Source organism: Methylomonas sp. Uni0009, from assembly GCF_054188105.3.
On the sequence record NZ_JBTAFN010000001.1, the window covers coordinates 2,959,025 to 2,984,475 of the forward strand.

General features: G+C 52.9%; 29 protein-coding genes. 20 read left to right on the top strand and 9 right to left on the bottom strand.

Annotated features, from left to right (window positions below; translation table 11 throughout):
- Positions 1-8: 8 nt before the first annotated feature.
- Complete coding sequence (locus tag ACWAU0_RS13905) at positions 9-2,420, bottom strand: ABC transporter permease (protein ID WP_458137025.1); 2,412 nt, start codon at positions 2,418-2,420, stop codon at positions 9-11.
- Positions 2,417-3,115, bottom strand: coding sequence for an ABC transporter ATP-binding protein (locus tag ACWAU0_RS13910; protein WP_205450798.1), 699 nt, complete (start codon positions 3,113-3,115; stop codon positions 2,417-2,419). Before ACWAU0_RS13910 ends, ACWAU0_RS13905 begins: the two co-directional genes overlap by 4 nt.
- Before the next feature lie 88 nt (positions 3,116-3,203).
- Between ACWAU0_RS13910 and ACWAU0_RS13915 the strand changes: the two genes are divergently transcribed.
- Positions 3,204-3,776 (top strand): methyltransferase family protein, encoded by a 573-nt coding sequence (locus ACWAU0_RS13915; RefSeq protein WP_240348015.1) that lies wholly within the window; start codon positions 3,204-3,206, stop codon positions 3,774-3,776.
- 43 nt (positions 3,777-3,819) lie between these two features.
- On the opposite strand, the gene trxB is transcribed toward ACWAU0_RS13915, so the two are convergent.
- Positions 3,820-4,776, bottom strand: a complete 957-nt coding sequence (gene trxB, locus ACWAU0_RS13920) for a thioredoxin-disulfide reductase (RefSeq protein WP_458137026.1) — start codon at positions 4,774-4,776, stop codon at positions 3,820-3,822.
- Positions 4,777-4,947: 171 nt separating this feature from the next.
- Here trxB and ACWAU0_RS13925 point away from each other — a divergent pair, with 171 nt between their 5' ends.
- The 4 genes from ACWAU0_RS13925 to ACWAU0_RS13940 are packed head-to-tail and all read left to right on the top strand — an operon-like array spanning position 4,948 to position 8,569.
- Positions 4,948-7,254, top strand: coding sequence for a DNA translocase FtsK (locus ACWAU0_RS13925; protein ID WP_458137027.1), 2,307 nt, complete (start codon positions 4,948-4,950; stop codon positions 7,252-7,254).
- Between the two features lie 5 nt (positions 7,255-7,259).
- Positions 7,260-7,454, top strand: a complete 195-nt coding sequence (locus ACWAU0_RS13930; RefSeq protein WP_458137028.1) for a hypothetical protein — start codon at positions 7,260-7,262, stop codon at positions 7,452-7,454.
- A 10-nt stretch (positions 7,455-7,464) separates the two neighbouring features.
- Positions 7,465-7,731: an SWEET family sugar transporter gene (locus ACWAU0_RS13935; RefSeq protein WP_033155423.1), complete on the top strand. Its 267-nt coding sequence runs from the start codon at positions 7,465-7,467 to the stop codon at positions 7,729-7,731.
- Positions 7,732-7,750: 19 nt separating this feature from the next.
- Positions 7,751-8,569: a GntR family transcriptional regulator gene (locus ACWAU0_RS13940; protein ID WP_458137029.1), complete on the top strand. Its 819-nt coding sequence runs from the start codon at positions 7,751-7,753 to the stop codon at positions 8,567-8,569.
- Here ACWAU0_RS13940 and ACWAU0_RS13945 read toward each other — a convergent pair.
- Positions 8,566-9,510, bottom strand: a complete 945-nt coding sequence (locus tag ACWAU0_RS13945; RefSeq protein ID WP_458137030.1) for a ribokinase — start codon at positions 9,508-9,510, stop codon at positions 8,566-8,568. The two genes, ACWAU0_RS13940 and ACWAU0_RS13945, sit on opposite strands and share 4 nt — an antisense overlap.
- A gap of 134 nt (positions 9,511-9,644) precedes the next feature.
- Here ACWAU0_RS13945 and ACWAU0_RS13950 point away from each other — a divergent pair, with 134 nt between their 5' ends.
- The 11 genes from ACWAU0_RS13950 to ACWAU0_RS14000 all read left to right on the top strand — a co-directional run bounded on the left by ACWAU0_RS13950 (position 9,645) and on the right by ACWAU0_RS14000 (position 16,955).
- Positions 9,645-9,974 carry a hypothetical protein gene (locus ACWAU0_RS13950; RefSeq protein WP_033155420.1) on the top strand — a complete coding sequence of 110 codons (330 nt, stop codon included), beginning with the start codon at positions 9,645-9,647 and terminating at the stop codon, positions 9,972-9,974.
- An 86-nt stretch (positions 9,975-10,060) separates the two neighbouring features.
- Positions 10,061-10,846 (top strand): hypothetical protein, encoded by a 786-nt coding sequence (locus tag ACWAU0_RS13955; protein ID WP_458137031.1) that lies wholly within the window; start codon positions 10,061-10,063, stop codon positions 10,844-10,846.
- Positions 10,847-10,958: 112 nt separating this feature from the next.
- On the top strand, positions 10,959-11,789 hold the full coding sequence (locus ACWAU0_RS13960; RefSeq protein WP_458137032.1) for a hypothetical protein: 831 nt from the start codon (positions 10,959-10,961) through the stop codon (positions 11,787-11,789).
- Between the two features lie 180 nt (positions 11,790-11,969).
- Entirely contained in the window at positions 11,970-12,506 is a 537-nt protein-coding gene (cobO, locus tag ACWAU0_RS13965; RefSeq protein WP_033155417.1) for a cob(I)yrinic acid a,c-diamide adenosyltransferase, read from the top strand.
- Between the two features lie 62 nt (positions 12,507-12,568).
- A complete protein-coding gene (locus tag ACWAU0_RS13970; protein ID WP_064007374.1) occupies positions 12,569-12,976 on the top strand; it encodes a ketosteroid isomerase-related protein in 408 nt (135 codons plus the stop codon).
- A 105-nt stretch (positions 12,977-13,081) separates the two neighbouring features.
- Positions 13,082-13,444 (top strand): hypothetical protein, encoded by a 363-nt coding sequence (locus ACWAU0_RS13975; protein WP_033155415.1) that lies wholly within the window; start codon positions 13,082-13,084, stop codon positions 13,442-13,444.
- 355 nt (positions 13,445-13,799) lie between these two features.
- Positions 13,800-14,120 (top strand): cold shock domain-containing protein, encoded by a 321-nt coding sequence (locus ACWAU0_RS13980; RefSeq protein ID WP_051669653.1) that lies wholly within the window; start codon positions 13,800-13,802, stop codon positions 14,118-14,120.
- Positions 14,121-14,187: 67 nt separating this feature from the next.
- On the top strand, positions 14,188-14,823 hold the full coding sequence (locus ACWAU0_RS13985) for a DedA family protein (protein WP_033155414.1): 636 nt from the start codon (positions 14,188-14,190) through the stop codon (positions 14,821-14,823).
- A gap of 6 nt (positions 14,824-14,829) precedes the next feature.
- Positions 14,830-15,912, top strand: a complete 1,083-nt coding sequence (locus ACWAU0_RS13990) for an AI-2E family transporter (protein ID WP_084153206.1) — start codon at positions 14,830-14,832, stop codon at positions 15,910-15,912.
- A gap of 8 nt (positions 15,913-15,920) precedes the next feature.
- Positions 15,921-16,694: a DUF3530 family protein gene (locus ACWAU0_RS13995; protein ID WP_458137033.1), complete on the top strand. Its 774-nt coding sequence runs from the start codon at positions 15,921-15,923 to the stop codon at positions 16,692-16,694.
- Between the two features lie 24 nt (positions 16,695-16,718).
- A complete protein-coding gene (locus ACWAU0_RS14000) occupies positions 16,719-16,955 on the top strand; it encodes a TIGR02647 family protein (RefSeq protein WP_171695983.1) in 237 nt (78 codons plus the stop codon).
- A 7-nt stretch (positions 16,956-16,962) separates the two neighbouring features.
- Here the strand turns inward: ACWAU0_RS14000 and ACWAU0_RS14005 are convergent, their stop codons facing one another.
- Entirely contained in the window at positions 16,963-17,334 is a 372-nt protein-coding gene (locus ACWAU0_RS14005) for a DUF6164 family protein (RefSeq protein ID WP_458137034.1), read from the bottom strand.
- Positions 17,335-17,409: 75 nt separating this feature from the next.
- On the opposite strand from ACWAU0_RS14005, the gene ACWAU0_RS14010 reads away from it, so the two are divergent.
- Entirely contained in the window at positions 17,410-19,113 is a 1,704-nt protein-coding gene (locus ACWAU0_RS14010; RefSeq protein WP_458137035.1) for an ATP-binding SpoIIE family protein phosphatase, read from the top strand.
- Positions 19,114-19,118: 5 nt separating this feature from the next.
- On the opposite strand, the gene mutM is transcribed toward ACWAU0_RS14010, so the two are convergent.
- From mutM to ACWAU0_RS14030, 4 genes are read right to left on the bottom strand one after another with little or no spacing between them, the layout of a single operon-like run.
- A complete protein-coding gene (mutM, locus tag ACWAU0_RS14015; protein WP_458137036.1) occupies positions 19,119-19,934 on the bottom strand; it encodes a bifunctional DNA-formamidopyrimidine glycosylase/DNA-(apurinic or apyrimidinic site) lyase in 816 nt (271 codons plus the stop codon).
- Between the two features lie 7 nt (positions 19,935-19,941).
- A complete protein-coding gene (hflD, locus tag ACWAU0_RS14020) occupies positions 19,942-20,565 on the bottom strand; it encodes a high frequency lysogenization protein HflD (RefSeq protein WP_171695979.1) in 624 nt (207 codons plus the stop codon).
- A gap of 1 nt (position 20,566) precedes the next feature.
- The gene (locus ACWAU0_RS14025) at positions 20,567-21,004 is read right to left on the bottom strand and encodes a rhodanese-like domain-containing protein (protein ID WP_458137037.1); all 438 of its coding nucleotides are present in this window, start codon (positions 21,002-21,004) and stop codon (positions 20,567-20,569) included.
- Positions 21,005-21,032: 28 nt separating this feature from the next.
- Positions 21,033-22,238 carry an EAL and HDOD domain-containing protein gene (locus ACWAU0_RS14030; RefSeq protein ID WP_445368490.1) on the bottom strand — a complete coding sequence of 402 codons (1,206 nt, stop codon included), beginning with the start codon at positions 22,236-22,238 and terminating at the stop codon, positions 21,033-21,035.
- A 120-nt stretch (positions 22,239-22,358) separates the two neighbouring features.
- Between ACWAU0_RS14030 and ACWAU0_RS14035 the strand changes: the two genes are divergently transcribed.
- From ACWAU0_RS14035 to ACWAU0_RS14045, 3 genes are read left to right on the top strand one after another with little or no spacing between them, the layout of a single operon-like run.
- Entirely contained in the window at positions 22,359-22,568 is a 210-nt protein-coding gene (locus tag ACWAU0_RS14035; RefSeq protein WP_458137038.1) for a heavy-metal-associated domain-containing protein, read from the top strand.
- Between the two features lie 52 nt (positions 22,569-22,620).
- Positions 22,621-24,870, top strand: a complete 2,250-nt coding sequence (locus tag ACWAU0_RS14040; protein WP_458137039.1) for a heavy metal translocating P-type ATPase — start codon at positions 22,621-22,623, stop codon at positions 24,868-24,870.
- 9 nt (positions 24,871-24,879) lie between these two features.
- On the top strand, positions 24,880-25,437 hold the full coding sequence (locus ACWAU0_RS14045) for a Uma2 family endonuclease (protein WP_458137040.1): 558 nt from the start codon (positions 24,880-24,882) through the stop codon (positions 25,435-25,437).
- The last annotated feature ends 14 nt before the right edge of the window (positions 25,438-25,451 follow it).

Consider the following 25,451-nt stretch of genomic DNA (forward strand, 5'->3'; position numbering starts at 1 on the left):
TCAGCTGTTCAATGTCCCAAACATTCTCTAATGTTCAGGCGGGTTGCCTTGCGCGCCGGCCAGAAGGCGGCTATCCAGGCCACGATTAACATGATCATCAACCAGTACAGAACAGCCCACCAGTCGAAGCGGAAATCCAGTTGTATGCCAAGCATAGTTCGTCCGAGTTGTTTCGCTAGCGGTTCGGCGGCCAGATAGGCGAGCGGAATACTCAGTAACCAAGCCATGCCGCCATGCAGCAGGCCTTCCAGTAAAAACATGCGGAATATTTTTTTGGACGGGGCGCCGATGGCGCGCAACACGCCAATTTCGCGAATGCGCTGCAATACGCTAATGGCTAATGTGCCTGATAAACCGATACCGCCGACCGCTGCAATCATGCAGGCCAGGCCCAGCAGGGTGTTGAGCACTGATTTGAACTGGTTGCGGGTAAACTGGCGTTGTTCCAGTTTGGCAAGCGTGGTGTAAACATCCAGTTGTACATCATGGTCCTGAAACTGTTGTTGCAAGTTGCGTAGGTAGTCGGCCTCCTGATGTAGGTCGGCGACCGGCGCATCGAGCAGTGCAAACGACGCCATTTTCCGGTTTTGAGTAATCTGCCGTAGGGTTTCCAACGGCGCATAGACCGGTTCCACTGCATAACTATTGCCGGCCAACCAACGATAGATGCCTATCACTTGCCATTTCTGGTGATCGGCGCCTAGCGCGACGTCCAGCATGTCGCCGGCTCGGACAGCGTTCAATGCGGCCGTATCCGCACTCAGCACCAGTACGCGCTGGCCGGCGTCGCTGGCTTGGAACCAGCGTCCGGATTCAATCAGCGGTTGGTACATCGTCGAGTTGGCCGGCAATGCCAGCATCTGCAGACCCAGGCTGCCTTTTTGCGGCAACGCTAGGCCGTCCTTGGCAATTTGTATGCTGGATCGTTGCCAGAATTCAATTTGTTCCGTGCCGGCTACTGCTGCGGCAATATCGCGAATTGTTTGTTCGGATTGGTCTTGGGTAAAACCCAGCCGCACGGTATAACGGCTGCGGGCCATTTCCCGGTCCAGTGTTAAATTCAGCGAGGCGATCAAGCTGGTCAACACCAAAAACATCACGCCGGCGCAGACCAATACGCTTTGCGTCAAGACCAGCCTGGCTTTACGGCGGAACAAATTCCCTAAAGCTGCGGCGGATAAAGTCGGTAGAAAGCGCGCGCCGAACTTTTCTATTAGTAGATCGAAACGGTTGTAGCCAAAATCGGCGCCCACGCCGTAACTGGCGATTGCTGCACGTACCGTCATTCCCGCACCGCGCAGAATCGGCGGTAAACCCGCCAGCAAGGGCGCCAGCAGGCCGCCGAGTAGCATGTAATTAACGGCGGGCACTGAAATGGCGAATGCGCCGCAGTCGATATTGAATAAAGCCAGCAGTCGGCAGGCACTGAAATAAGCGGCAGCCAGGGCGGGTGGTACGGCGAAAACTATCGCCATCAACGATAAAAATAGGATTTCCAGCAGATACAGTTTGGCAATCGTGATGGTCTTGGCGCCCAGCGCTTTCATCACGCCGATCTGATCGGTTTGCTGGGTAATATGGGCCGATACTGTGTTTAAAATTAATACGCTAGCCAGGGCTAACGAGACCAAGGCCATGATTTGCAGTACACCGTTGATCCCGGCTAGAAACGGCCGGCCCCAATGTTGTTCCGGGTCTTGCAATAAGGTGACATTGACGCCGATATGCTGCGCGCTCAGCAGGCTGCGAATTTGCCCGGCAACGTTGCGGGCGGATTCGCTGCTGTAAGGTTCGGCGATTTGCACCAGCAACTGCCGGAAACTGTGTGCCGGAATCCCGAATTGGGTAGCTTGCGCGGTGCCGGCAAAAAAATGTATTTGGCCGCCGAATTTGGGCGGTTTAACGAAGGGATGGCGGACGATACCGCCAATCGGCAAGGTCTGCGGGCCTTGGGCGGTTTCGAATTCTATGTCGCCGCTTTGCATGCCGCTGGACAGGGCGGACAGGTTTTCTATCACAATCCGGTCAGCACTCGGCCAATCGCCGGATTGCAGCGCGGTTTTATCGAAATGCTGGTGTTCATAATCGGGGCGAATAATCAGCGTGCCCAGATGCCAGTCGGTCTCGCCCGGTCTGCGGAAGTGTACGCTCAGCGGCGTCATGGTATCGACGCCGGCTACGCCGGGTATGGCTTTGATTTGCGCCAACAAACTAATATCGGCATCATTGCGCAAGATCAGATTGATATGCGAGGGTTGCGATTGCCGATGCGCGGCATCCATTTTGTTCAGCAGTAAATCGATCATGCCGAATAAAGTCCCGACACAACAGACGCCGACGGCGATGCTGATAATCGCCAAGGTAGTGCGGCTTTTGGTCAGCCATAAGTCGGCCCAGACTTTATGCCACAGCGTATTCACCTGCTGCCTACCGGTTGGCTGTCGGCGTGGATTCGTCCGGAACGAATTTCCAGTTTGCGGCTGGCGGCGTCGGCCAGGGTTTCGTTATGGGTGACCATTACCAAGGTTTTGCCTTGGTCGCGCAGATGCGCAAACAAATCGAACACCGAATCGGCGGTGGCCGCATCCAGATTGCCGGTGGGTTCGTCGGCGACGATCAGCGGGGGATCGTTGGCCAGCGCGCGGGCAATCGCCGCCCGTTGTTGTTGGCCGCCGGAAACCTGGCTGGGCAAGCGCTCCGCAGCATCGGCCAATCCGACCAGTTCCAGTAAATACATGGCCCGCTCACGGCGCTGGCTTTTGCTTAATCGGCCGAGAAAATCCATGGGCAGTACGATGTTTTGCAGCAGATTTAAGGTAGGCAATAACTGGAAGAACTGAAACACGATGCCGACATTGGCGCCGCGCCAGATGCTGAGTTTTTCGTTACTGAGTGTTTGCAGCTCGGTGCCGTTGACGCTGACTTGGCCTTGGCTGGGGTGGTCGATGCCGGTGAGTAAGTTTAAAAGGGTGGATTTGCCGTTGCCGGACGGGCCGACGATAGCAACAAATTCGCCGGGGTAAATATCCAGATTGATGTCGTGCAAGACAGTTTGCAGCGTGCCAGCTTGCGGATAGTCCTTATAAACCTGTTTCAGTTCGATGATCTTTTTCATAACAGCCGGCAAATTGCGGTATGTTACACGAGGCGCGGGGATCCTGGCATACCCGTCATTTCACGCACACTGCGCCGGAGGGCGATTAATGACATCGGTACGGATTTTGTGGCTAGTGCTTTGCCTGGTTTGGATAGCGGCGGAAATTGCTTTGGCCCGCCGTACTGTGCTGCAAGCCGGGCCGGTCGTGAATACGGAGCGGCGTTCGCAGCGCATTTTGTGGATCAGTATTTTGGCAAGTCTGGCGCTGGCATTGTGGTTTAAAAATCTGGCGTTGGCGCCTATAAGGATTGATTATCTGCCTAGGCAAATGTTGGCCATGCTGTTGTTTGCTTCGGGGCTTTATTTGCGTTACGTGGCGGTGATGAAATTGGGCCGATTTTTCACAACTAACGTGCTGATACAGCAAGAACACAGATTAATCAAAGAAGGGCCTTACCGTTGGCTACGGCATCCGGCCTACACCGGCTTGTTGATAGCCTTGTTTGCCGCCGGAGTGGCGATGGGTGATGTTCTGGCGTTGGCGATGTTGCTAGGGCCGACGGTTTGGGCGTTTACCCGGCGCATTGAGATAGAAGAGCGGATGTTGCTGGCTGAGTTCGGTGCGGTTTATGCCGATTTTTGCTTATCGACCTGGCGGTTGTTGCCTTGGATATATTGAAAGCGTATTGGGGCGGTTTTAACCGCCCCAATAGCGCATAGAGCTAGCCGGTCAATTCGTCCAAATATTTTTCCACGTCCAAAGCGGCCATACAGCCGGCGCCAGCCGAGGTGATGGCTTGTTTGTAATGTGAATCCATCACGTCGCCAGCCGCGAATACGCCGGGTACACTGGTGGCCGTGGCATTGCCGTGGATACCGCTTTTAACGACAATGTAGCCGTGGTCCATCTCCATCTGGCCGGCAAAAATGTCGGTATTGGGAGTGTGGCCGATGGCGATAAACACGCCGTGCACGTCCAAATCTTTGGTGCTACCGTCCTGCGTGCTCTTGATACGCAGACCGGTAACGCCCATGTCGTCACCCAGTACTTCGTCCAGCTCGTGATTCCATTCGATACGCACGTTGCCGGATTTTGATTTTTCGATCAGCTTGTCCGACAAGATTTTTTCGGAGCGGAATTTATCGCGCCGGTGCACTACGATCACCTCGGAAGCGATGTTGGACAAATACAGGGCTTCTTCCACAGCAGTATTGCCGCCGCCAATCACCGCGACCGGTTTGTTGCGGTAAAAGAAACCGTCGCAAGTGGCGCAGGCAGAAACGCCTTTACCCTTGAACGCTTCTTCGGATGGCAGACCCAGATATTTTGCGGAAGCGCCGGTGGCAATGATCAACGCATCGCAGGTATAGACGCCGGCATCGCCGGTCAAGGTAAACGGTTTTTGCGAGAGATCGGCGGTATGGATATGGTCGAAAATGATTTCGGTATTGAAGCGCTCGGCGTGTAAGCGCATCCGTTCCATCAAATCCGGGCCTTGCAAGCCTTCCACGTCGCCGGGCCAGTTGTCCACTTCAGTGGTGGTGGTCAATTGGCCGCCTTGTTGCATGCCGGTGATCATCACCGGATTCAAGTTAGCGCGCGCGGCGTAAACGGCTGCGGTGTAACCGGCCGGGCCGGAACCTAGGATTAAGAGTTTGCAATGTTTTGCGGCAGCCATTATGTCGAGTCTCCATGCGGGTTAGGGTAGCAAAATTATAAGGGCATTCCCCCCGCGATAAAACCGATTTACCAACTGGTTTTTAATGGCGTGGCCGGTAAAGCTAATGTGAAATCGATTTACATCATCTATAATCATGTTTTGTGACGCTTTTATTGTGAGCCGACAACTATGGTTGCTGTTGTGGAAGAAAGAGCCTCGCGAGGCTATCGCGAAATCGCATTACTGGGATTTTCGAGTTGTGCGTTGTTTTTTTTAATTGCCCTGGTCACTTTTAATTCCAACGATCCGGGTTGGAGTCATAGCACATCGTATCAATCCATCAGTAACGCCTGCGGTTTGTTTGGTGCCTGGCTGGCGGATTTTGTACTGAGTTTTCTGGGGTTGATGGCCTACCTGATTCCGGTCATGATTTTCTGGTATGGCTACATCCTGTTTCAAGGTTCCCGCCAGACCGGTGGGCAATGGGCGCTGGCGTCGCGCTCGGCAGGTTTTCTGGCCACTACAGTGTCCGGCTCGGCGATTCTGTTTTTGCACCTGCATTTTCTGCGTACCAAGATGGATTTGCCGGAAAGCCCGGGGGGTATTCTGGGGCGGGAAATTGGCGACGCCTTGGTGCATCTGTTAGGCAACTCCGGTTCTACCTTGTTGTTACTGGCCATTTTTATGACCGGCGTGACCTTGTTTACCGGCTTGTCCTGGCTGACGATGATGGCCTTTATCGGCAAATGCGCGATGACGGCCTGTTCGGTCGTGGGCAGACAGGCAGTTGAGGTGCCCGAGCGTTACCGCGCAGATAGACCGGCGCGACCTGAGCCAGCAAAAGAAGCCAAAAAATCGCGTAATCAGCAACCTGAAGCTAAAACCGAAGAACGCGCGAAAAAATCGCAGATTCAAGTGCTGGAAACCGCGCAACCTTCTGCCGCTGCTGCGGTTAGACCCTTGCGTAGAAAAGACAGCAAACCCGTGGACGATATGGAGCCCGGCGCCTATGTCAACGCCTTGCCAACCTTGTCTTTGCTGGACAAGCGTGAAATCAAGGTGAAGCGCTATTCCAAAACCGAGCTGGAAGAAATTTCCCGCCAAGTCGAAGATGTATTGCAGGATTACGGTATTGCCGCCGAAGTGGAAGCGGTATTGCCTGGGCCGGTGATTACCCGGTTCGAATTACGCTTGGCGGCCGGCGTGAAAGTCAGCCGCATCAGCAGCCTGGCCAAAGATTTGGCACGCGGTTTGTCTGTGACCAGCGTGCGTATCGTCGAGATTATCGAAGGTAAATCGGTCATCGGCCTGGAGATTCCGAACCAAGAACGGGAAATGGTTTCGCTGCGCGATTTGCTGGTATCGGACGAATTCGAACGCGCCAAATCCAAGCTCAGCATCGCGATGGGCAAGGATATTTCCGGTACGCCGGTCGTCGCCGATTTGGGCAAAATGCCGCATGCGCTGGTGGCCGGTACCACGGGTTCCGGTAAGTCTGTAGCGATCAACACCATGATTCTGAGTTTGCTATACAAAGCCAAGCCCGAAGATGTGCGAATGATCATGATAGACCCGAAGATGCTGGAATTGTCAGTGTACGAAGGCATTCCGCATTTGCTGACGCCTGTCGTTACCGACATGAAGGATGCGCAAAACGCCCTGCGTTGGGCGGTGGCGGAGATGGAGCGCCGCTATAAATTGATGTCTAAAGTGGGCGTACGGAATCTGGCCGGTTATAACCAGGCCGTCAGAGAAGCGGAAGCCGCGGGTCAACCTATTCGCGATCCTTTATTCCGGCCGGAAACGCCGGTAGCCTTGGAAGATTATCCGCTGTTGGATACGCTGCCCAGCATCGTCATCGTTATCGACGAGTTGGCTGATATGATGATGGTGGTTGGTAAAAAGGTTGAAGAACTGATTGCCCGTCTGGCGCAAAAAGCCCGAGCCGCTGGTATTCATTTGGTGTTGGCAACCCAGCGTCCATCAGTGGATGTCTTAACCGGTTTGATTAAAGCCAACGTGCCCACCCGGATTTCCTTCCAGGTATCGTCACGGATCGACTCCCGGACCATTATCGACCAAGGCGGTGCGGAAGCCCTACTGGGTAATGGCGATATGCTGTTCCTGCCATCCGGCACCAGTATTCCGTTGCGCGCCCACGGTGCGTTTGTGGACGACCACGAGGTGCATCGCGTAGTTGAGTTCTTGAAGAAAACCGGTCCGACCAATTATTTGGACGAAATCACTCAAGAGCGCACCGATAGCGGCGAAGTGGCCGGTTTGGACAGCGAAGATAGCGAATCCGATACGCTTTACGACGAAGCGGTGGCGTTCGTTACCGAATCGCGCAAAGCGTCTATCTCCAGCGTGCAGCGCCGTTTCAAAATCGGTTACAACCGCGCGGCGCGGATTATCGAAGACATGGAAAACGCTGGCGTGGTCAGCATGCCGGAAACCAACGGCTCCCGCGAGGTATTGGCACCCCCGCCGCGCTGATTGCAATGAGTATTATCATAATAGGCTTGCTGGTCGTCGCTGCCGTTTCCGGCATCGGCGGCTGGTTAGTCAGCTCTAAACAAAGCCAGGAAACGCCGGTTAAAATCATGATGTTTGTGGGTTATTTCTGGCTGTTGGCTTTCGCGCAATTATTGCTGGTCGCCTTAAGCTACTTTGGCTGGCAACATTTCTTGGTTTGATTCTTCCGACATGAACCTAATTCCCGAGCTAATCGGTTATCTGGCGGCGACCTTGACGACCGCTTCTTTTCTGCCTCAAGCAATTAAGACCTTCAAAACCCGCGACACCGAATCCTTGTCACTAGGCATGTACAGCATGTTTACGTTGGGGGTGTTGCTGTGGTTGATTTATGGTATCTATTTGGTGAATATAGCTATCATAGTAGCCAACGCTATTACCTTTTTGCTGGCAGCGGCTATCTTGGGCTTTAAGATTCACAATCTGCTGCGTAAATGAATATGCCGGGTCAACCACAATGTCTTCCAGTGCTTCCAGCCATATCGAAATAAAAGCCGATACTTCCGCCGCCAATGATAGCAGTGCTTTCATTGAGAAGATTCGCCCGAATACCGCGATTTCCGAGCCTGTCTACAAGCAACTGCAAAGACGTATTACCGATATGATTCAGTCCGGCGAGCTCGGAGATGGTTTTAGTCTGCCATCCGAGCGAGCTTTGGCGGAAGCGCTGGATCTTAGTCGCACCACGGTGCGGCGTTGTTATGAAGAATTGCGGGCTCAGGATTGTATTGCTACTCATGGTCGCGCCGGCGTCACGGTTAAGGCGCCACCTTCGCGGATTAATCCGGAGATGGGTAAACTGAAAGGTTTTACCGAGGAAATGCGCGAGTTGGGAGTTATCCCGTCTACGCAAATTCTCGAGCACAAGATTGTCGTCGATAGAACTATCGCGTCTATTTTTAATCGTCCGGCGTCTACGCGATTTCTACGTTTGGTAAGGGTGCGCTTGGGCGATGGCATGCCGCTGTCGCGGGAACTGGCTTGGTACGATCTAACGGTAGCGCCGGCTTTGGCTGATTGGAACGGCGAAGGCTCCGCCTATCAATACCTTGAGGCCCAATGCGGCTTAGGCTTGGTGCACGCCGAACAATCCATCGAAGCGGTGCTCAGTGATGATGTGGAAGCCGGCGTATTCGGTTTTGACCAGCCGGGTCCTTGCTTGTTGTTGAAGCGCAAGACCTACGCCGACAACGGGCAGATCGTGGAGTATGTCGAAGGCACGTTTCGCGGAGACGCCTATACCTACCGGGTTAACCTGAAAATCCGGCCGAACTAGACTGATTTTGGTATTGGATTGGTTTTTATAAAGTGGTCGATCTCGGCTGGCGTCGGCAAGCACCTCAATACGCCATGATGCTTGGCGACCCAGGCACCGCTGGCACTGGCTAGGCTCAAAGCCTCGGTTAAACTCAGATTATTCAGCAAGGCAGTCGCCAGGCCGGCGCTAAACGCGTCGCCGGCGCCGGTGGCGTCCAGTGCGGCTACTGGCCAAGCCGGTTGGTGAAGAACCATGCCTTTCGTTAACGCCACGCATCCCGCCTCACCCAGTGTGACCACCAGCAATTCCCCGGACCAGGCAATTTTTTCCGCCCACTTGCATAAGTTACTCAGCCACTGCGCCAGACTAATCACATTGTTGCCTAGGCCGAATAATGCAGCGGCTTCGGTTTCGTTTACCACCAAAATATCGGTCAGCTTTAATAAGCCGGGATCAGGTTGCCGCCAGGGTGACGGATTTAACATGGTGCGGATGCCGCGCTGACGTGCAATCTCGAACGCTTTGCGGATTGGTGTTTCCGGGATTTCAAACTGGGCGTAAATCAAATTTAGGTCTGGAAGGGCGGCCAGGGTCTGTTCGACATGTTCCTTATTCAACAGGGCGTTGGCGCCCGGATAGACTGCCAAAAAATTCTCGCCGGTCGGGCTGATAAAGCCCACGCCAAAACCGGATTGCGGGCCTGTTTTCAGCAGCCAGCGGCTGTTCATGCCCGCGTTCTTGATGAGCTCAATTACTTCATCCGCCGCCGAGTCCATTCCCAGCGGCAATAGCATTGCCACCTCAGCGCCAAGCTTATGCGCGGCTATGCCAACATTCAAGCCTTTGCCGCCGTGTTCCTCGATCATGCCGGTTGCTTGCAAGGATTCGCCCGAACAAGGCAAGCGCTCAACGTTCAGGCAATGAGCATGGACATAGCTGGCTAATACTAGGATGGACACGAAATCTCCGTTTTAGGAAAAAAGTCTGTGAAATAGTACCGAAATAAAACCAATAATTTACGATTGACGCAAAAAAATCTAAATGGTATCTATATGGTTACTTAATTAAATACCAAAAAGATGGAGTATTAGCTATGACCCAGCAAGTTCTGAATATCAATAACACCCAAATCGTCAGCGGTACGGAAAACATGACACCAGGCGAGGGCGGCGCGCATACCCGATTGCTTTGGGCCAGTGTGCCACCTTTTTCGGCCAGACCTGATGTAACCGTTAGTATCTATTCCGCCGAAGGTATGCCAAACGCCGGTACTACGTTTGTTCCTTGGTCTATCGAGTACGTTCCGGGTGGTGCGGCTGGTGGCCGAGACCTGATAGCCATTTCGGCAGCCAATACCGAAACCGGTTTGGAAACCGATGTCGATGTAGTTTGCAGTTATCTGGCCATCGGTCCAAGTGAGTAGCCCCTTATTTATGCTACCGATTTCAGTTCGTTTAGAAATTCGAACTGACCGGTGAAGCCAAGCTTCGCCTTTTCAAAGGAAATATTATGAAAGTCAAAACTGCATTACTAACCCTGTCCATCCTCGATCTGCTGGTCTTCAATACAAATGCCGTCGCGAGTGCAAACGCAACTGCCGAGGTTAGCGTTGACTGGGGGAGTTTCCGAGTGACGTCTGGAACCAATGTGAATGCCGGCATCGCTTGGTACGACAAATCTTCTGGCGTGGGCACGCGCCTGGACACGCCGTATGGCACCGGTACCTATTCGTCCGATTGGGTGACGCCGCTAACCAGCCTGCAAACGGGTAGCGGTATTCGCTCGCTTACCTCGCGAGCTGATGTTGATCCCAACGTCCTATATAGCTATTCCCAGGATCTCGATCCAGCGTTTGGCGATGCTGTCGTTACCGAGTCGTCCCGCACCGGTAGCTTTACTGGTTCCGGCAGCGGGGTGACGACCTTCTCGGTCGATTACAGCATGAATATCAGTTTGATACCCGGTAGCGAACCGAGTGATGTGGCATCGGCGTCCGTAGTGCTGGTGGTCAATGATTTCGGCGACCCTAACCAATCGCTGCTAGCCCGAAAAGATCTGTTTCTTAACGCCAATTTTGTCGGCAGTTTGCCGGACAGCGCTGGAGGTACCTTATCGGTCACTTTGCCAACCACGAGCACCGGGCGCATATTTTTTAGGGTTACCACTCATGCTTACGCAAACGTTTCAGGGATTTCTCAAGTGCCGTTGCCAGCCACGGCTTGGCTATTCGGATCGGTATTATTGGCGCTAATTGGAGCGATGCGTCCGCAATGGGCTGCTGCGGCCGGTACCTGAAACTTTTCTGACTTCCCAAGTAGCGTTTAAGCGCTCCGGCACTCGTTTTGAGCTTGGCCGGTAGTTGTGACATCCGCCATTTTTAACAACTTTAATCAATTAGAGGACTTTTATGAATCGCTTCTCGTCTTTGCTGGCGCTTTGTGCAGTGTTGGCTTATGTACCAACAGCAGCTGCGTACACCACATCCTTGACCGTGATCGCTAGCGCGAACGCCGCTTATGGCAGTCAGTCCTACGATGCGGATTCCAAGGTGTTAAACAACATCAATAGCCCTTCATCGTCTGCGGTAGATGCGTTGTATCAAGTACCCAATGCGGGTGGGCCGGGTAGTTACGTTGAGACGTACCGCTCAGCCGCTGCCGGTTTTGTCACTCCCGGCGTAATGAAAGCCAGTGCCAGTGCCAGTGCGACAGCCTATGCCGCGAATGTCGCCAGTGCCAGCAGCAGGGTGTCATTTGCCGATAACTTCAAGTTGGTGGGCCCCAGCGGTCGAAATATCGATCTGACTTTGACTTATTTGGTGTCGGGAGCACTGTCCGGCACCGCGGCCGCCAGCGGTGCTGTGCAACTAAGTACGGGTGACAGTATTTCTTTCACGGAAAATGGTTATACACCGCGCAGCTTCAGTTGTTCATGGCTGGCGTCGTGTGCCGGCGTGGCGACATTTTCGGTGCCAGTCAATAACTTGATTTCACTGGATGCTTTTCTGGAAGTCGGCGCGGGTGCCAGTAGCTATTTCAAACCTACTCTGACCCAGTCGTCCGCTAATTTCGGGAACACCGGTTTGGTGTATCTCGGTATTGCCGATAGCCGTTATCAGCTGCTGAGCGGCAGCGGTTTTAGCTACGCCCCCGTGCCGTTACCTGCCGCGTTTTGGACTTTTGTTGCCGGATTGCATACGTTGGGCTATTCCGTACGGCGCAAGTCGTGCCTAGGCTAGATCGACACGCCATTGCCTTTAAGCAGGCGCGGCAAAAGTATTCTTCACTGCGGCTTTGCCCTTCGCCTGACCGGTTGCGGTACGGCATTCCTGCTTCTGTCTCTTAGCAGCTACGAAGTTGTTACAATGCCCGGCCAATTTGAACGAGCGGCTGCTAAATCGGCCAGAGAAGCATAATTAATGAAAACCAGAGATAGAAGGCACGGTGTCGTACTGGTACACACCGGCGAAGGTAAGGGGAAGTCCTCAAGTGCGTTTGGCATGGTATTCCGCGCCGCCGGGTGGGGCATGAAGGTCTGCGTGATTCAATTCATCAAAGGCCAGTGGCAAACCGGCGAGCAACGGGCGGCGACGCGATTCGAAGAAATCGAGTGGCATGCCTTGGGCGATGGTTTTACCTGGGATACCAAGAATCCGGAACAAGATATTAAAACCAGCCGGGAAATTTGGGAGTTTGCCAAACAAAAAATTCTCTCCGAAGAGTTTGATTTGGTAATCCTCGACGAAATCAATTACTGCTGCGGCTATGGTTGGATCAGCGGCCAGGAAATCGCCGATTTCATCAAAAACGATAAACCCACCTGGCTACACTTGGTGATGACCGGCCGCAATGCGGCACCGGAAGTCATCGAAGCAGCCGACACGGTCACCGAGATGACCCGAATCAAACACGCTTTTGCCGCAGGCATCAAAGCCGAGCAGGGCGTGGAATTTTAAGCTGAAAAAAAACCGGGCTTCTGGCAGAATTGCCGGTTTTTAATCCAGGCACCAATACCACTATGCAACAAGCAAAAAAACTTATCGAACAGTACTATCAAGCATTCAACAGCGGCGACATGGATACCTTTCTGAGCTTGTTGACCGACGATGTGGTACATGACATCAACCAGGGCGACCGCGAGCAAGGCAAGGCCGCTTTCGGCGAGTTCATGAAAAAAATGAATCACCACTACAAAGAACAGTTGGTGGATATGGTGATCATGGCTAACGAAGACGGCACCCGCGGCGCAGCGGAGTTTGTGGTATTGGGCGAATATCTGAATACCGACGAAGGTCTGCCGGAAGCCAACGGCCAAACTTATCGTTTGCCGGCCGGCGCGTTTTTCGATATTCGCGACGGTAAAGTCGCGCGCATCACCAACTACTATAATTTAGGCGATTGGATTGCGCAGGTGGATCCGCAGTAAGGCTTTTGTCAGGCGCATTGCCGATACCGGTCGATTGGCATAGAATCCGAAGGGTAACAATTCGGATTCGCCGAAAAAATAACTACAAAACAGAGGAGAGCAACAATGGGTGAAACACAGAAATTGATGATCGCTGTGGTGGGGGTGTTTGTAGCCGGTTTTATCTTGGTGGGTGTCAGCAAGGATCAATCCAACGAGGAAAAAGAGGCCGCTGCGCAAATCCGCACGTTGGTAGCCATGCAGGAAATGGCTAACCAAAAATGTCCGAAATTGATCGAAAACAAAACCGGTACCCAAGTGTATTTCCCGTCCAAAACCGATACCGATAAAACGACCTATGTCACGATGGAATGGGTAGGCGAGAAAGACTCTAACTTCAAAACCGCATCCTGCACCCTGCATTTGGCATTGGGAGGCGTGTCGAAGCTGGTTATCGATGATAAGGTTTTGATTGACAAGAAATTTTAATCAAAGGCGGCGTTTTGCGCGATAGCTGGAAACGTCGCCTTGTCTCCCATTGATCGGTTAGCGGTGAAAGATTTCGTTAGCCGATTTGTCAGTGCTTTTATGAATATCGACGCCGGGTGTGGTCGTCGTCTTCTTCGCAAATTAACCATCCAAACAGAACCGGCAATACCGTCTGCCGTTTGCCAGGCACGTTGGCTGGTAAAACAGCTAACGCATCGTAGTAGCGGATGCCAGGTTTACCGGGAATCGCAAAGTCAGGCGGCGTAATCGATCAAAAGCGCCCAGGCCGGGTTTTATGTTTTCGGGATTTTTCAGACAAAATACACAAAAATAATAATTAACTAGAGGTGAAAAGATGGCGGATACGACCATCCTGAAAGGTGTTTTAAAAACCTGGAAAGACGATAGAGGTTTTGGCTTTATTCAGCCGGATAACGGCGACAAAGATATTTTTGTACATATTTCCTCTTTAAAAGGCATGGCTCGCCGTCCGGTGCGCGGCGATGTGTTGTTTTATGAAGTCGCCCGTGATACGGGCGGTAAATTGAAAGCAGTGAATGCGCGCATCGAAGGCGTGCCTTACGAGCAAAAATCCGGTAAGCCTAAACTGTGGGTATGGTTGCTGGCGGCGGCACTTGCTCTGATAAGCGGGGCAGTAGCGGCTTATTTCTTCTAGCGCGCCGAAAAGTTGTCATTAGTAGCAGATATTATTGACCGAGATTTTTCAACCAAACGAGTAAAACATGGACTGGCTACACTATTTGACCGACATTCTGCTGCACATCGATAAACATTTGGCCAATATCATCAGCGACTACGGTACGCTGACCTATGCCATTTTGTTTTTAGTGATTTTTGTCGAGACCGGTTTCGTAGTGATGCCGTTTTTGCCCGGTGACTCCCTGTTGTTTGCCGCCGGTGCCTTCGTGGCAATGGATGCTTTCAATTTGCCGATATTGCTCGGCGTCTTGGGAGCTGCGGCGGTGCTGGGCGATACCGTCAACTATTGGATAGGCCGCAGCATTGGTCAACGCGCCTATTCGCTCAGTTGGGTAAACCGCGAACATCTTGACCGCGCCCAGGCGTTCTACGATACCTACGGCGGCAAAACTATCGTACTGGCGCGCTTTGTGCCTATCGTGCGCACCTTTGCGCCGTTCGTGGCCGGGATAGGGAAAATGCCTTACAGCACTTTCATTTTGTATAACATTATCGGCGGAGTGGCATGGGTGTTAATTTGCGTGTTTGCCGGCTATTTCTTCGGCAATATTCCGCTGGTGAAGAAAAACTTTGAGTTAGTGGTGTTAGGCATCGTGCTGATTTCGATCTTGCCGATAGTGCTGGAAGTTTGGAAAGCCCGTAAACAATCCAAGCAATAAGGTCGCATGATGGTAGAGATGAACGATTCGCAAAAATGGTTTGTACTGGCTTTTATACTGGCTTTCGGCGGCCTATTGTATGTGTTGGCGCCGGTGCTGATGCCTTTTGCGTTTGCGGCCATTCTCGCTTACCTAGGCGATCCTGTTGTGGATAGGCTGGAAACTTTGCAATTCCGTGGTTGGCGTTTAAATCGGACGCTGGCGGTCATGGTGGTGTTTTCCGGCATCATTTTTTCGATAGCGGCGCTGCTGATCGTCATCATTCCTGCCCTGGAATATCAAATCAGCGAATTCATCGACAAACTGCCGTCTTATTTAAACTGGATAAACAAATCGGTCGTGCCGGTTTTGCAAAAATATCTGGGACGCACGATTAGACCGTTGCGCGAAGATCAATTGATTAATCTGATCAAGAGTCATTGGCAAGACGGCGACGGCGTTGCCGAGAACCTGATTCAATCGGTCTCCCATTCCGGTGCGGTGATCGTTGGTTGGGTGATGAATCTGGTTTTGATTCCGGTGATTACCTTCTATTTACTGCGCGATTGGGACGACTTAGTGGCGCGAATCCACGATTTGTTTCCACGCCGCGTTGCCGGCACTGTCGCCAAATTGGCCGGCGAGGCCGACGTGGTGTTGGGTGCGTTCATGCGCGGCCAGTTTTACGTGATGCTGGCGCTGGGCGTGATTTACAGCGTCGGCTTATGGTTGGTGGATCTGGAACTGGCCTTGGTGATCGGCATGCTGGCCGGCTTGGTCAGTTTCGTGCCGTATATGGGCGCTATAACCGGTATCGTCTTTGCCTGCATCGCGGCCTTGCTGCAATTTCAGGATGCGATGCATTTACTGCCGGTGTTGATCGTTTTTGCGGTGGGTCAGAGCATGGAAGGCATGCTGTTGACGCCGTGGTTGGTCGGAAACAAAATCGGTTTACATCCCGTAGCAGTGATGTTTGCTGTACTGGCGGGTGGTCAGCTGTTCGGGTTTTTAGGCGTCTTGTTGGCCTTGCCGGTGGCGTCGGTGATTATGGTGCTGTTGCGGCATATCCATGAGCGTTATACCTTTAGCGGTTTTTACAGCAAAGGTTAGTGTTGGCTATGCGCAATGCGTCGTTATTTACGGCATTATTGCTAGTTTCGACATCGGTGTTTGCGACCGATAGCCGCAGAGAGCAGGACTTTGCTGCGGCTATTCAGCAACAATTGCCCGTGGGGCAGGCGACTTGGTTGAAATCCGCCGACAAGACCTTTCTGGCGCTCTTTACGGAAGCCGAAAAGACCGACAACAGCCAAGTGGCAATCGTACTGCACGATATGGGCGAACATCCCGATGCCAAGCCCTTGATTCATCGCTTGCGAACCACGTTGCCGATGCATAATTGGGCGACGCTTGCCTTACAAATGCCTATCAGGGAAAGCGGCGCGCAGGCTGAAGACTATTACCCGCTGTTCGAGGAAGCACGTGGACGGATTGATGCGGCTGTCGAGCATCTGCTGAAAAACGGTGCGAAACATATCGCAATTGTCGGCTACGGCATGGGCGCTTTGATGGCCGCGTCCAGGCTTGCCGATAAACCCAATGACGTGACGGCGCTGGTATCGATTAGTTTGCCCGTGCCGCAAACCACTGCAACACAGGCGCAAAGCCTCGATTTGATTAAAAAAGTGCAATTGCCTTTTTTGGATGTCTATGCCGAGTTTGATTTACCGGCAGTGCTCAATAGCGCCCGGCAACGGCGTATGGCCGGTAAAGATAATCCGGTGTATCGGCAGATAAGAATGGATGGCGAGGATCACGGCTATCAACAAGATTACGATTTGCTTGTAAAGCGCGTATACAGTTGGCTGACTACGACGGTCAGCGAAGATTAATAATTATTACAAAGGGTGTAACACATGCTTTTAACCGAAGAATTGGTCGCGGAAATTAAATTTTTATCCTTGTTCAATCTGGAGTCCGTACAAGAAGGCGTCAAGGTGCATGGCAATGCTGAGCCGGTATTGATTGCTGCGGCGCAACGTCTGTTCGACAAAGGTTTGGTTACCCAGCATGACGGCGGGTATCTGACCGACCTGGGTATAGAAGTGGCGGAACACGCCCAACGGATGTTGACGATATTGCAGTCTAACTAACGACAATTCAAAGGCCTAGGCCCAGCTCGAACAACCATTTCAAAGAGACGTAAAAAATCAGGACTATGAGCAGGCTATAGCCGAGAAATCGGATGGGCTTGTTCAGATTGTGGCGGAAAAAGCCTTGGTATTCGCCTTGCGCCTTCAATTGCCGGTACAGTGCGCGTTGGTTTAGGGCGCGTTCTTGTTGGTATTTGTTGAATAATTGTCTGGCTTTATCGACGTCATCGCGTTGATAAAGCCAGATAGCCGGCATGGAAATGCCCCAGTTGCCTGCTGACGTTTCGTAAAATTCAATATCGTTGTCGGCCAGTAACTGCCGAACATCGTCCGCTTCGTCCGTGGGTACCCCTCTTAGCGAGAAAAATAAAATCGTCATAGCCAGTCGCATGGTGTAAGAAGCACAAATTATAAATCAATAAGCGTGCATCGAGCGGCGAGCAAACTCTTCAGAATGAATCATCCGAACTCATTTCCACTGCCTGCTCAGACCTCTGTTGTTTTGCTGGAGGATGCTGGAGCAAAGCCAAGTGCAGATAGTTTGCAAGGCGTGCTGCGCGCGCAGGATTTTCGCTGTGCGGTGGCGTCGAGTGTGGAAGAGGTGATGGAGCTGCTGACAAATGCGCCGGTGGATTTACTGATTATTGCCTGTCGAGATTGGCCTTGGCGGCAGGTAGCCGATATGCGCGATGCGGCCGACTCCTACCTGCCTATCATATTGATTGCCGATGATTTAACCGACACGCTGCTGGACCATTGCGCTGCGGTTGAGATCGACGCCGTCATTTGTCGACCGGTCAATCAGCATTTATTGCTGTTAAAAATACGGTCGTCGTTAAAACTGCGCATGTTGTATCAGCACGAGCACGCGCAAAAAACGCTGTTGCTCGATTATTGGCAGACTTCCGACCTGGAACATGAAGTCGCGGCCAAACTGTTCAACGACGTGTTAAAAGCCGACTTTCTGGAAACTGAAGCCGTGGAAGTGGTGATGTCGCCGATGGCCTTGTTTAACGGCGATTTGGTGTTGATTGCCAAAACCCCGGAAAATCATTTGCATGTGCTGTTGGGCGATTTTACCGGCCACGGTTTGTCGGCATCGATAGCCGCTACGCCGCTGGCGGATATTTTCTATGGCATGACGCGGAAAGGTTTCGATATTAACGAAATCGTTACCGAAATTAACGCCAAACTGTATCGGGTGTTGCCGGCCAACCGCTTTTTGGCGGCGACGGTGGTGGCGCTGTATCCCGAGTCGTCGTCGATGAAAAGCATTACCTGCGGGCTACCCGAGCATTTTTTAGTCAATCATGCCGACAACAGTTTTTTGGCGATACGCTCTTTGAATATTCCGCTGGGTATTCAGCCTTCGATTGACATCGAAGAGCAACTGCATCGGGTAAGCGAGAATCAGCGTTTATATCTGCTCACGGATGGCATTTTTGAGGCGGAAAATGCTGAAGGTGAGCTTTTCGGCGGGGAACGCATTCTTAATGCTATCCGGCAAAGTAAATCCGACGCCATCAAAAATTTGCAGGCCAGCCTTGAAGCGCACACCGGCGGTGCGATTCAGAAAGATGACAATACCCTGGTTATTTTGAGCTGTGCGGTCGATAGCGTGCCCTGGGGGCGGCGAGAAGTCCGGCTTCCCCGGCAGCGGACCGCCGCGACGACCTGGAAGCAGGTACTGGAATTTGACATCGATAGTTTGCGCCTGATCAATCCGGTGCCGGTCATGGTCAACACCGTCATGGAAATCCAGGGTTTACAGAATTATCGCCAGGATATTTTCATGATAGTCAGTGAATTGTTCGCGAATGCGCTGGACCATGGCGTGCTGGGCTTGGATTCGGCTCTGAAGAGCAGTCCGGAAGGCTTTATGCGCTTTTATGCGATGAAGGACGAACGCTTGCAACAGCTACAGCGCGGCAAAATCCGCTTATCGTTTATCCATCATGCGACCGAATACGGTGGCCGCTTGATCGTTAAAGTCGTCGATAGCGGCAATGGCTTCGATTGGCGACGGCGCATCGGTTTGCGGAAGAGTGATGAGGCTTACTGCGGCCGCGGCATTATCATGCTGGAGACTTTATGCAGCAGCCTGAGCTACCACGGTTGCGGCAATCGCGTAACCGCCGTTTTCGATTGGCGGCATTAACGGGCTTAGTGTTGGCAATTGCCGCAATAGTAGCTGGCTCGTTGACCTATTTTGAGTTGCTGAATTGGTTCCTCGCAGCGCAGGCAGGCTTGTCCGCCGCGACCGTACACATTTAGGGATTGTTTGAAATAACCGGGTTTGCCCTCGGCATTGCTAAAGTCGCGCAACGTGGTGCCCCCTTTATCGATGGCTTGTTGCAATACGGTTTTGATCGCCGCCACCAACGCTTCGCACGCCGGCGTATCCAGTTCTCCGGCGCAGCGCATCGGCTGTACGCCTGCTAAGAACAAGGCTTCGCTGGCATAAATATTTCCCACGCCCACCACGACATGGCTGTCCATAATCAATGATTTGATCGGCACCGCGCGGTTTGCCGCCCGCTGCCGCAAATAGTTAGCGTCGAATACCGCGGAGAGCGGTTCAGGCCCCAGCGTGGCCAGCAAGGGATGCAACATCGGATCTTCGGCAGTCCACAAGGCCGCGCCGAAGCGCCGCTGATCGTTAAAGCGCAGTACCGTATCGTCGGCAAAAATGAAGTCGATGTGGTCGTGCTTGCGCAGCGTTTGCTCGGGTGTGGTGATGCGCAGATTCCCCGACATGCCCAGATGCAGGATCAGCGTGCCGCGCCCCGTGCCGAGTAATAAATATTTGCCGCGCCGCTCGACAGCGTCCAGACGCTGGCCCGGCAAATCGGTGGTCAGGGACTCAGGAACCGGCCAACGCAACTGCGGGTGACGCACAATCACGGCTTTAAAGGTTTTGCCGGTAATATGCGGCGCTATGCCGCGCCGACTGGTCTCGACCTCGGGTAGTTCCGGCATGTTGGCGTCAAATTTGGGTGAGTAAAAACTGGGCTTCGTCCTGGATTTTTTTGCGGAAGAACAATAGCTTCCAACGGCTGCCGCCGCATTGCCGCCACAATAAAGTGGCGCGTATGCCAGCCAACAGTAAGGCGCGTATTTTATTCACAGTACTTTGGTTGCCCAGATATTGCTGATCGCCTTGCACCATGATCCGCGGTTGCAGGGTACTGATGGTGCTGTGGTACACATCGGCCAGATTGGCCAGCACATTTTCATGCAGCACGCCGAAATGTTCGGTTTGAGCTTGAGCCTTGCTGACGCCGGCTTGTATGGTTTTTTGCATGTCCGGCTGTTTGTTCAACTGTTTTTGCAAATAGACAATCTGTGCTGCGTATCGGGCCTGTTCCGGACTGGCCAGCACCCGGCTGCCGAGCTGGGTCGTGAGCTGTTGTAAGCCGTGTTCGATACCGATCAAGCCGCCGTAGACATCAATCACGCTGTCCGCGTCTATTTTCAGCAAACTGCTGATGCTGGCTTCCAATGCGGCGTTTGGACAAGTGCCGGTGCCGGCAAGCTGATGCACCAAGGAGCAGGCTTGGGCGATGCCGGCCAGCGCGATGGTTTGGTTACTGAGCGTGTTCAGGGACATGTTACTTACAGGCGGTAGTCAAACAATCGGCTTTAACCGGGCGGCCGTCTTTGATCCATGACTGGATTCCGTTAGACAAATGATAGACATTTTTCATACCCAGCTGTTCGGTGAGGATTTGGCCGATCTTGCCGCTCCGATTCCCGGAACGGCAAACCAAAATGATTGGTTGGTCGGGCGACGATTTCAGTTTTTCCAAGTTGGCCAGCCATTTTTCCTGGTCGAAGTAGCCGTTGCCGTCAAAGGATTCCAGTTTTTGGCTGTTGGCGATGACGCCGGTGGCTTGCCATTCCGGCGCGGTACGCACATCCACGACCAGCGCATTCTGATTTTGCTGCATGTTTATGAGTTGTTCTGCCGTCACCACGCCTAGTTCGGTGGCGTAAAGATGGGCCGCGAATAGACAGCCTAGCCAGAATAAAGTCAGTCTCAGTTTCATGATGATGTCGGTAGGTGGGGTAAATGGCTCAAGCGGCCAAGAAAGGTAAAATGCGCGTCGCCCACCAGTCTATGCTCTCCAGATAGATATTGGCGATACACTCGGGATTTATGCCGCGGAAGGTGCCAAGGCCAGGCTCCCAGCGCTCGTAGGCGATGCAGAATTGTAACGCTTCGCCAGCGTTGCCGCGATATTTCAAAATGGCATCGTCAACATCTTCCGCCAGCGGCAATTGTTCCAATACTTTGTTCGCCGGCATGTCCAACAGGCTGTCCAAACCCGACAGCATGCCGATTAAAAAATAGTGTTCCTGATCGTCTTTAAGTTCTCGCGCTATTAATTCACACATTTTGGCGCGGATCAGCACGTTTTGCAGCACCGAGGACGGTTTGCCGGACATGGAAGATAAGGCCAGAATATTCACCCAGCGTTTGATCTCGACCAGTCCCAGGCAAGCTATGGCATGCTGAATGGATTCTATTTTTTGCGGCAAGCCGAAAAACGCCGAATTTAAATAATGTAGCAATTTAAAACTCATCCCAACGTCTTGCGAGATAATCTTGCCGATTTCCGCAAAACTGGCGTCCGCCTTGTTCACGGCCGACAGTAATTGGATGGCGGCGGTTTGGCTGACGCCTAGCCGTTTACCTTCCACAATATTGGGTTTACTGAAGAAAAAGCCTTGAAACAGCTCGCAACCCCATTCGCGTAGGGTTTCAAACTCCTGATGCGTTTCGACTTTTTCCGCGAGCAATTTGAGTTTATAGGGTTTTAGCTGTTCAATCAGTTGCCGGGTGCCGTCCAGGCCGTCGGCCATCACATCCAGCTTGATAATATCGGCAAACTCCAGCAAGGGCAGCCACTCCGGGGACAAGACGAAGTCGTCCAGCGCGATGGTATAGCCCAGTTGTGATAATTCTTTCAGGTTGGCGACAATGTTGTCATCGATAGTAACGCTTTCCAATACTTCGATGACGATACGCTCTTTGGGCAGATGCAGCGGCGTTTTGTCTAGGATGTTTTGCGTGGTGAAATTAATGAAGGCTTTGTGGGGGCCGACCAGTTCGTTCAGGCCGATTTCCAGCAGCGTATCGGTAATAACTTGATTTGTGGCGTTGGCGGCACCATCTTTCAAACTGAGATCGAAATCTTTGCCCCTGAATAAAATCTCGTAGGCGAAAGTGTCCAGATGGCGGTCCAGAATTTGCTGTCTGCCAATCAGAAAATCTGTCATTTATTTACGGGCTCCCGATCATTGCACTATCATGCGAATAGGTCGCGCCTTATACCATGTTCAAACAGTTTAAGTCGAGAATGGCCGGCCAGTCTTAATTTCAATCATAAGGAGATCAACATGTCCGAATCAGCAACGTTAACAGTAAGCGGTATGAAATGCGGCGGTTGCGAGAGCAGCATCGTCAGTAAAGTATCGGCGATTGCCGGTGTGGTGACGGTGCATGCTTCGCATAAAGACAAACGGGTCGAGATTGAATTTGATCCGGCGCAAACCGACTTGGACGAAATCGAAGACGTTATCATCGACGCCGGTTTCAAGGTCGAATAAAACCGCATCGGCGTTTGCCTACGGATCAACACGATATTGCTTGGGAATCGTCATGACTTTAGATCAATCGACTAATCAGCAGCAGGAAATACGCCTTTCCATACTCGGCATGCGTTGCGCCGGCTGTGTCAGCGCAGTGGAAACCGCCTTGCAATCGGTGCCGGGGGTTGCGTCCGTCACCGTCAATTTTGCCGACCACTCTGCTACCGTCGGCGGCGATCCCGATCATCAAGCCATGAAGCAGGCCTTAAAATCCGCCGGCTACGATGCGGCGGTGATGGAAGGCTTGGAAGACCCGAGTGAAGAGGAAAAGCAGGAAGAAGAGCGTTATCGCGACCTGCTGCGAAAAGCTGGCGTGGCCGGCGCATTGGGTCTGCCTTTGATGCTGGGCGCACATCTGGACTGGTTTCCGGCCATGGGCAGTGCCGCCGGCACGGTGTTTTGGTCCGAGGTGGCCTTGCTGACGTTGGCGGTGATGTTTTATTCCGGCGGACATTTTTTTCACAGCGCGCTGAAATTGCTGCTCGTTAAGCAAGCCAATATGGATACCCTGATCGCGCTGGGTACCGGTTCGGCGTGGTTGTATTCCTGTATTGTCATCGATTATTCCAGTCAGCTGCCTTCGTTGTCCGCGCATGCTTATTTCGAAGCCTCTGCGGTGATTTTGGCCTTCATCAATCTGGGCAGTGCGCTGGAAACTCGCGCACGGGGCAAAACCTCGGCGGCGATACGCGCATTGATTGGCTTGCAACCCCGCACCGCTCGCGTGGTGCGCGAAGGGCAGGAGATCGATATTCCTATCGAACAAGTCGGTCTGGGCGAAATCTTACGGGTTAGACCCGGCGAAAAAGTCGCCGTGGACGGGGTGGTGCTGGAAGGCCACTCGACTATCGACGAATCCATGCTCACCGGCGAATCGATGCCGGTTGAGAAAGTCGAAGGTGCCAGTGTCGCCGCCGGCACGATTAATCAGCAAGGCAGTTTTTTATTCAGCGCGACCCGCATCGGCCGTGATACGGCTTTGGCGCAGATTATTCAAAGTGTGCGGCAAGCGCAGAACAGCAAACCGGCGATTGCCAAACTGGCGGACAAGATTTCCGCGGTATTTGTCCCCACCGTGGTGGGCATATCGGTACTGACTTTTTTAATTTGGTTGAGTATCGGCCCAGACCCGGCTCTGGGTTATGCGTTTGTCACATCGATGACGGTATTGGTAATCGCTTGCCCGTGCGCGCTGGGTTTGGCGACGCCGATTTCGGTGATGGTCGCGGTCGGTCGTGCCGCGCAAATCGGTATATTGATCCGCAAGGGCGAAGCCTTGCAAAGCGCGGGCAAGCTGACTTGCCTGATTCTGGATAAGACCGGCACCGTCACCGCCGGTAAGCCCAGTCTGGCTGAAGTGATCGCTTTTGGCGATGTCGACGAAGCCCAGGTGTTGCAGTATGCCGCCAGTCTGGAATCGGGGTCCGAACATCCCTTGGCCGCAGCGATACTGGCGGCTGCCGAACAAAAACAGCTTAAGTTGGAGAAGGTCAGAAAATTTCAGGCCGTGGCCGGGCACGGTATCGCCGGCCGCATCGCGGATCGGCAATGTTTGTTCGGTAATGCCGCGTTGCTAGCGGAACATGGCATCGACGATAGCAAGCATCGCGATAAAATGGCCGAGTTGGCGGCAAAAGGCCAGACACCAATGTTTTTGGCCGTCGAAAATTCGGTGGTTGGCATCGTGTCGGTCGCAGACCCGATTAAACCCGATTCCGACACAGCGGTGAGGCAATTACGGAAGCAAGGTATCCGCGTGCTGATGGTGACGGGCGACAACGAGATCACCGCGCAAGCGATAGCGGCGCAAGCCGGAATCAGCGAAGTCCGAGCGCAAGTCTTGCCACAAGACAAAGCCGCCGTGGTAAAAGCCTTGCAACAGCAAGGCGAAATTGTCGGCATGGTCGGTGACGGTATCAACGACGCGCCGGCCCTGGCGCAAGCGGATGTCGGTTTTGCGATTGGCACCGGCACCGACGTGGCTATCGAAAGCGCCGACATTGTGTTGCTGCAAGGCTCCTTATTAAAGGTGTCCGAGGCGATGGCGCTGTCGACATTGACGGTGGCCAATATCAAGCAAAATCTGTTGGGTGCGTTTTTTTATAACACCATCGGCATTCCGGTTGCAGCCGGTTTGCTGTATCCGCTATTTGGCTTGTTACTCAACCCAATGATTGCCGGCGCGGCCATGGCCATGTCATCGGTCACGGTCGTCAGCAACGCCAATCGTTTGCGCTGGATTAAGCTGGATGTTCAGTAGGGGCGAAGAATGAATAGCGTGCCTAAAGCGTCGGTACAAACCTTCAGTATCGCCGACTATACGGGATGGCCGGACGACGAGCGCTGGGAGTTAATCGACGGCGTTCCTTACAATATGAGTCCCGCACCCAGCATCAAACATCAGACGGTTGCTGGACGTGTTTTTAGCCGGATGGAACAATTTTTAAAAGGTAAGCCCTGCAAGCCTTTCATCGCTCCTGTGGACGTCATTCTCTCCGAGCATGACGTGGTGCAACCGGATTTGTTAGTGGTCTGCAATCCGGAAAAGATTGGCGAAAAAGCCATACACGGGGCGCCGGATTTGGTGGTAGAGGTTTTATCCCCCAGCACGGCGCTGAAAGATATGCGTGAAAAGAAAGCGCTCTACGAGCGTGCCGGCGTGAGGGAATATGTGGTCATCGACCCGTTGGAAAATTATGTGCAGCGTTTTTTTCTGGGCGCAGACGGTCGCTATGCCAATGCCGACGTTTTTGGGGTTGAGGAAGATTTGCCCCTATTGAGTTTGCCGGAGTTGATTTTGCCCTTGGCGGAGGTTTTTGAGTTGTAAGGCGCTATTGGCTT

What these genes read in the sequence shown, in the direction of transcription:
- ACWAU0_RS13910 (WP_205450798.1), bottom strand. Translation starts at nt 3,115, where the DNA reads ATGAAAAAGATCATCGAACTGAAACAGGTTTATAAGGACTATCCGCAA.
- ACWAU0_RS13915 (WP_240348015.1), top strand. Translation starts at nt 3,204, where the DNA reads ATGACATCGGTACGGATTTTGTGGCTAGTGCTTTGCCTGGTTTGGATA.
- trxB (WP_458137026.1), bottom strand. Translation starts at nt 4,776, where the DNA reads ATGGCTGCCGCAAAACATTGCAAACTCTTAATCCTAGGTTCCGGCCCG.
- ACWAU0_RS13925 (WP_458137027.1), top strand. Translation starts at nt 4,948, where the DNA reads ATGGTTGCTGTTGTGGAAGAAAGAGCCTCGCGAGGCTATCGCGAAATC.
- ACWAU0_RS13930 (WP_458137028.1), top strand. Translation starts at nt 7,260, where the DNA reads ATGAGTATTATCATAATAGGCTTGCTGGTCGTCGCTGCCGTTTCCGGC.
- ACWAU0_RS13935 (WP_033155423.1), top strand. Translation starts at nt 7,465, where the DNA reads ATGAACCTAATTCCCGAGCTAATCGGTTATCTGGCGGCGACCTTGACG.
- ACWAU0_RS13940 (WP_458137029.1), top strand. Translation starts at nt 7,751, where the DNA reads ATGTCTTCCAGTGCTTCCAGCCATATCGAAATAAAAGCCGATACTTCC.
- ACWAU0_RS13950 (WP_033155420.1), top strand. Translation starts at nt 9,645, where the DNA reads ATGACCCAGCAAGTTCTGAATATCAATAACACCCAAATCGTCAGCGGT.
- ACWAU0_RS13955 (WP_458137031.1), top strand. Translation starts at nt 10,061, where the DNA reads ATGAAAGTCAAAACTGCATTACTAACCCTGTCCATCCTCGATCTGCTG.
- ACWAU0_RS13960 (WP_458137032.1), top strand. Translation starts at nt 10,959, where the DNA reads ATGAATCGCTTCTCGTCTTTGCTGGCGCTTTGTGCAGTGTTGGCTTAT.
- cobO (WP_033155417.1), top strand. Translation starts at nt 11,970, where the DNA reads ATGAAAACCAGAGATAGAAGGCACGGTGTCGTACTGGTACACACCGGC.
- ACWAU0_RS13970 (WP_064007374.1), top strand. Translation starts at nt 12,569, where the DNA reads ATGCAACAAGCAAAAAAACTTATCGAACAGTACTATCAAGCATTCAAC.
- ACWAU0_RS13975 (WP_033155415.1), top strand. Translation starts at nt 13,082, where the DNA reads ATGGGTGAAACACAGAAATTGATGATCGCTGTGGTGGGGGTGTTTGTA.
- ACWAU0_RS13980 (WP_051669653.1), top strand. Translation starts at nt 13,800, where the DNA reads ATGGCGGATACGACCATCCTGAAAGGTGTTTTAAAAACCTGGAAAGAC.
- ACWAU0_RS13985 (WP_033155414.1), top strand. Translation starts at nt 14,188, where the DNA reads ATGGACTGGCTACACTATTTGACCGACATTCTGCTGCACATCGATAAA.
- ACWAU0_RS13990 (WP_084153206.1), top strand. Translation starts at nt 14,830, where the DNA reads ATGATGGTAGAGATGAACGATTCGCAAAAATGGTTTGTACTGGCTTTT.
- ACWAU0_RS13995 (WP_458137033.1), top strand. Translation starts at nt 15,921, where the DNA reads ATGCGCAATGCGTCGTTATTTACGGCATTATTGCTAGTTTCGACATCG.
- ACWAU0_RS14000 (WP_171695983.1), top strand. Translation starts at nt 16,719, where the DNA reads ATGCTTTTAACCGAAGAATTGGTCGCGGAAATTAAATTTTTATCCTTG.
- ACWAU0_RS14005 (WP_458137034.1), bottom strand. Translation starts at nt 17,334, where the DNA reads ATGACGATTTTATTTTTCTCGCTAAGAGGGGTACCCACGGACGAAGCG.
- ACWAU0_RS14010 (WP_458137035.1), top strand. Translation starts at nt 17,410, where the DNA reads ATGAATCATCCGAACTCATTTCCACTGCCTGCTCAGACCTCTGTTGTT.
- mutM (WP_458137036.1), bottom strand. Translation starts at nt 19,934, where the DNA reads ATGCCGGAACTACCCGAGGTCGAGACCAGTCGGCGCGGCATAGCGCCG.
- hflD (WP_171695979.1), bottom strand. Translation starts at nt 20,565, where the DNA reads ATGTCCCTGAACACGCTCAGTAACCAAACCATCGCGCTGGCCGGCATC.
- ACWAU0_RS14025 (WP_458137037.1), bottom strand. Translation starts at nt 21,004, where the DNA reads ATGAAACTGAGACTGACTTTATTCTGGCTAGGCTGTCTATTCGCGGCC.
- ACWAU0_RS14030 (WP_445368490.1), bottom strand. Translation starts at nt 22,238, where the DNA reads ATGACAGATTTTCTGATTGGCAGACAGCAAATTCTGGACCGCCATCTG.
- ACWAU0_RS14035 (WP_458137038.1), top strand. Translation starts at nt 22,359, where the DNA reads ATGTCCGAATCAGCAACGTTAACAGTAAGCGGTATGAAATGCGGCGGT.
- ACWAU0_RS14040 (WP_458137039.1), top strand. Translation starts at nt 22,621, where the DNA reads ATGACTTTAGATCAATCGACTAATCAGCAGCAGGAAATACGCCTTTCC.
- ACWAU0_RS14045 (WP_458137040.1), top strand. Translation starts at nt 24,880, where the DNA reads ATGAATAGCGTGCCTAAAGCGTCGGTACAAACCTTCAGTATCGCCGAC.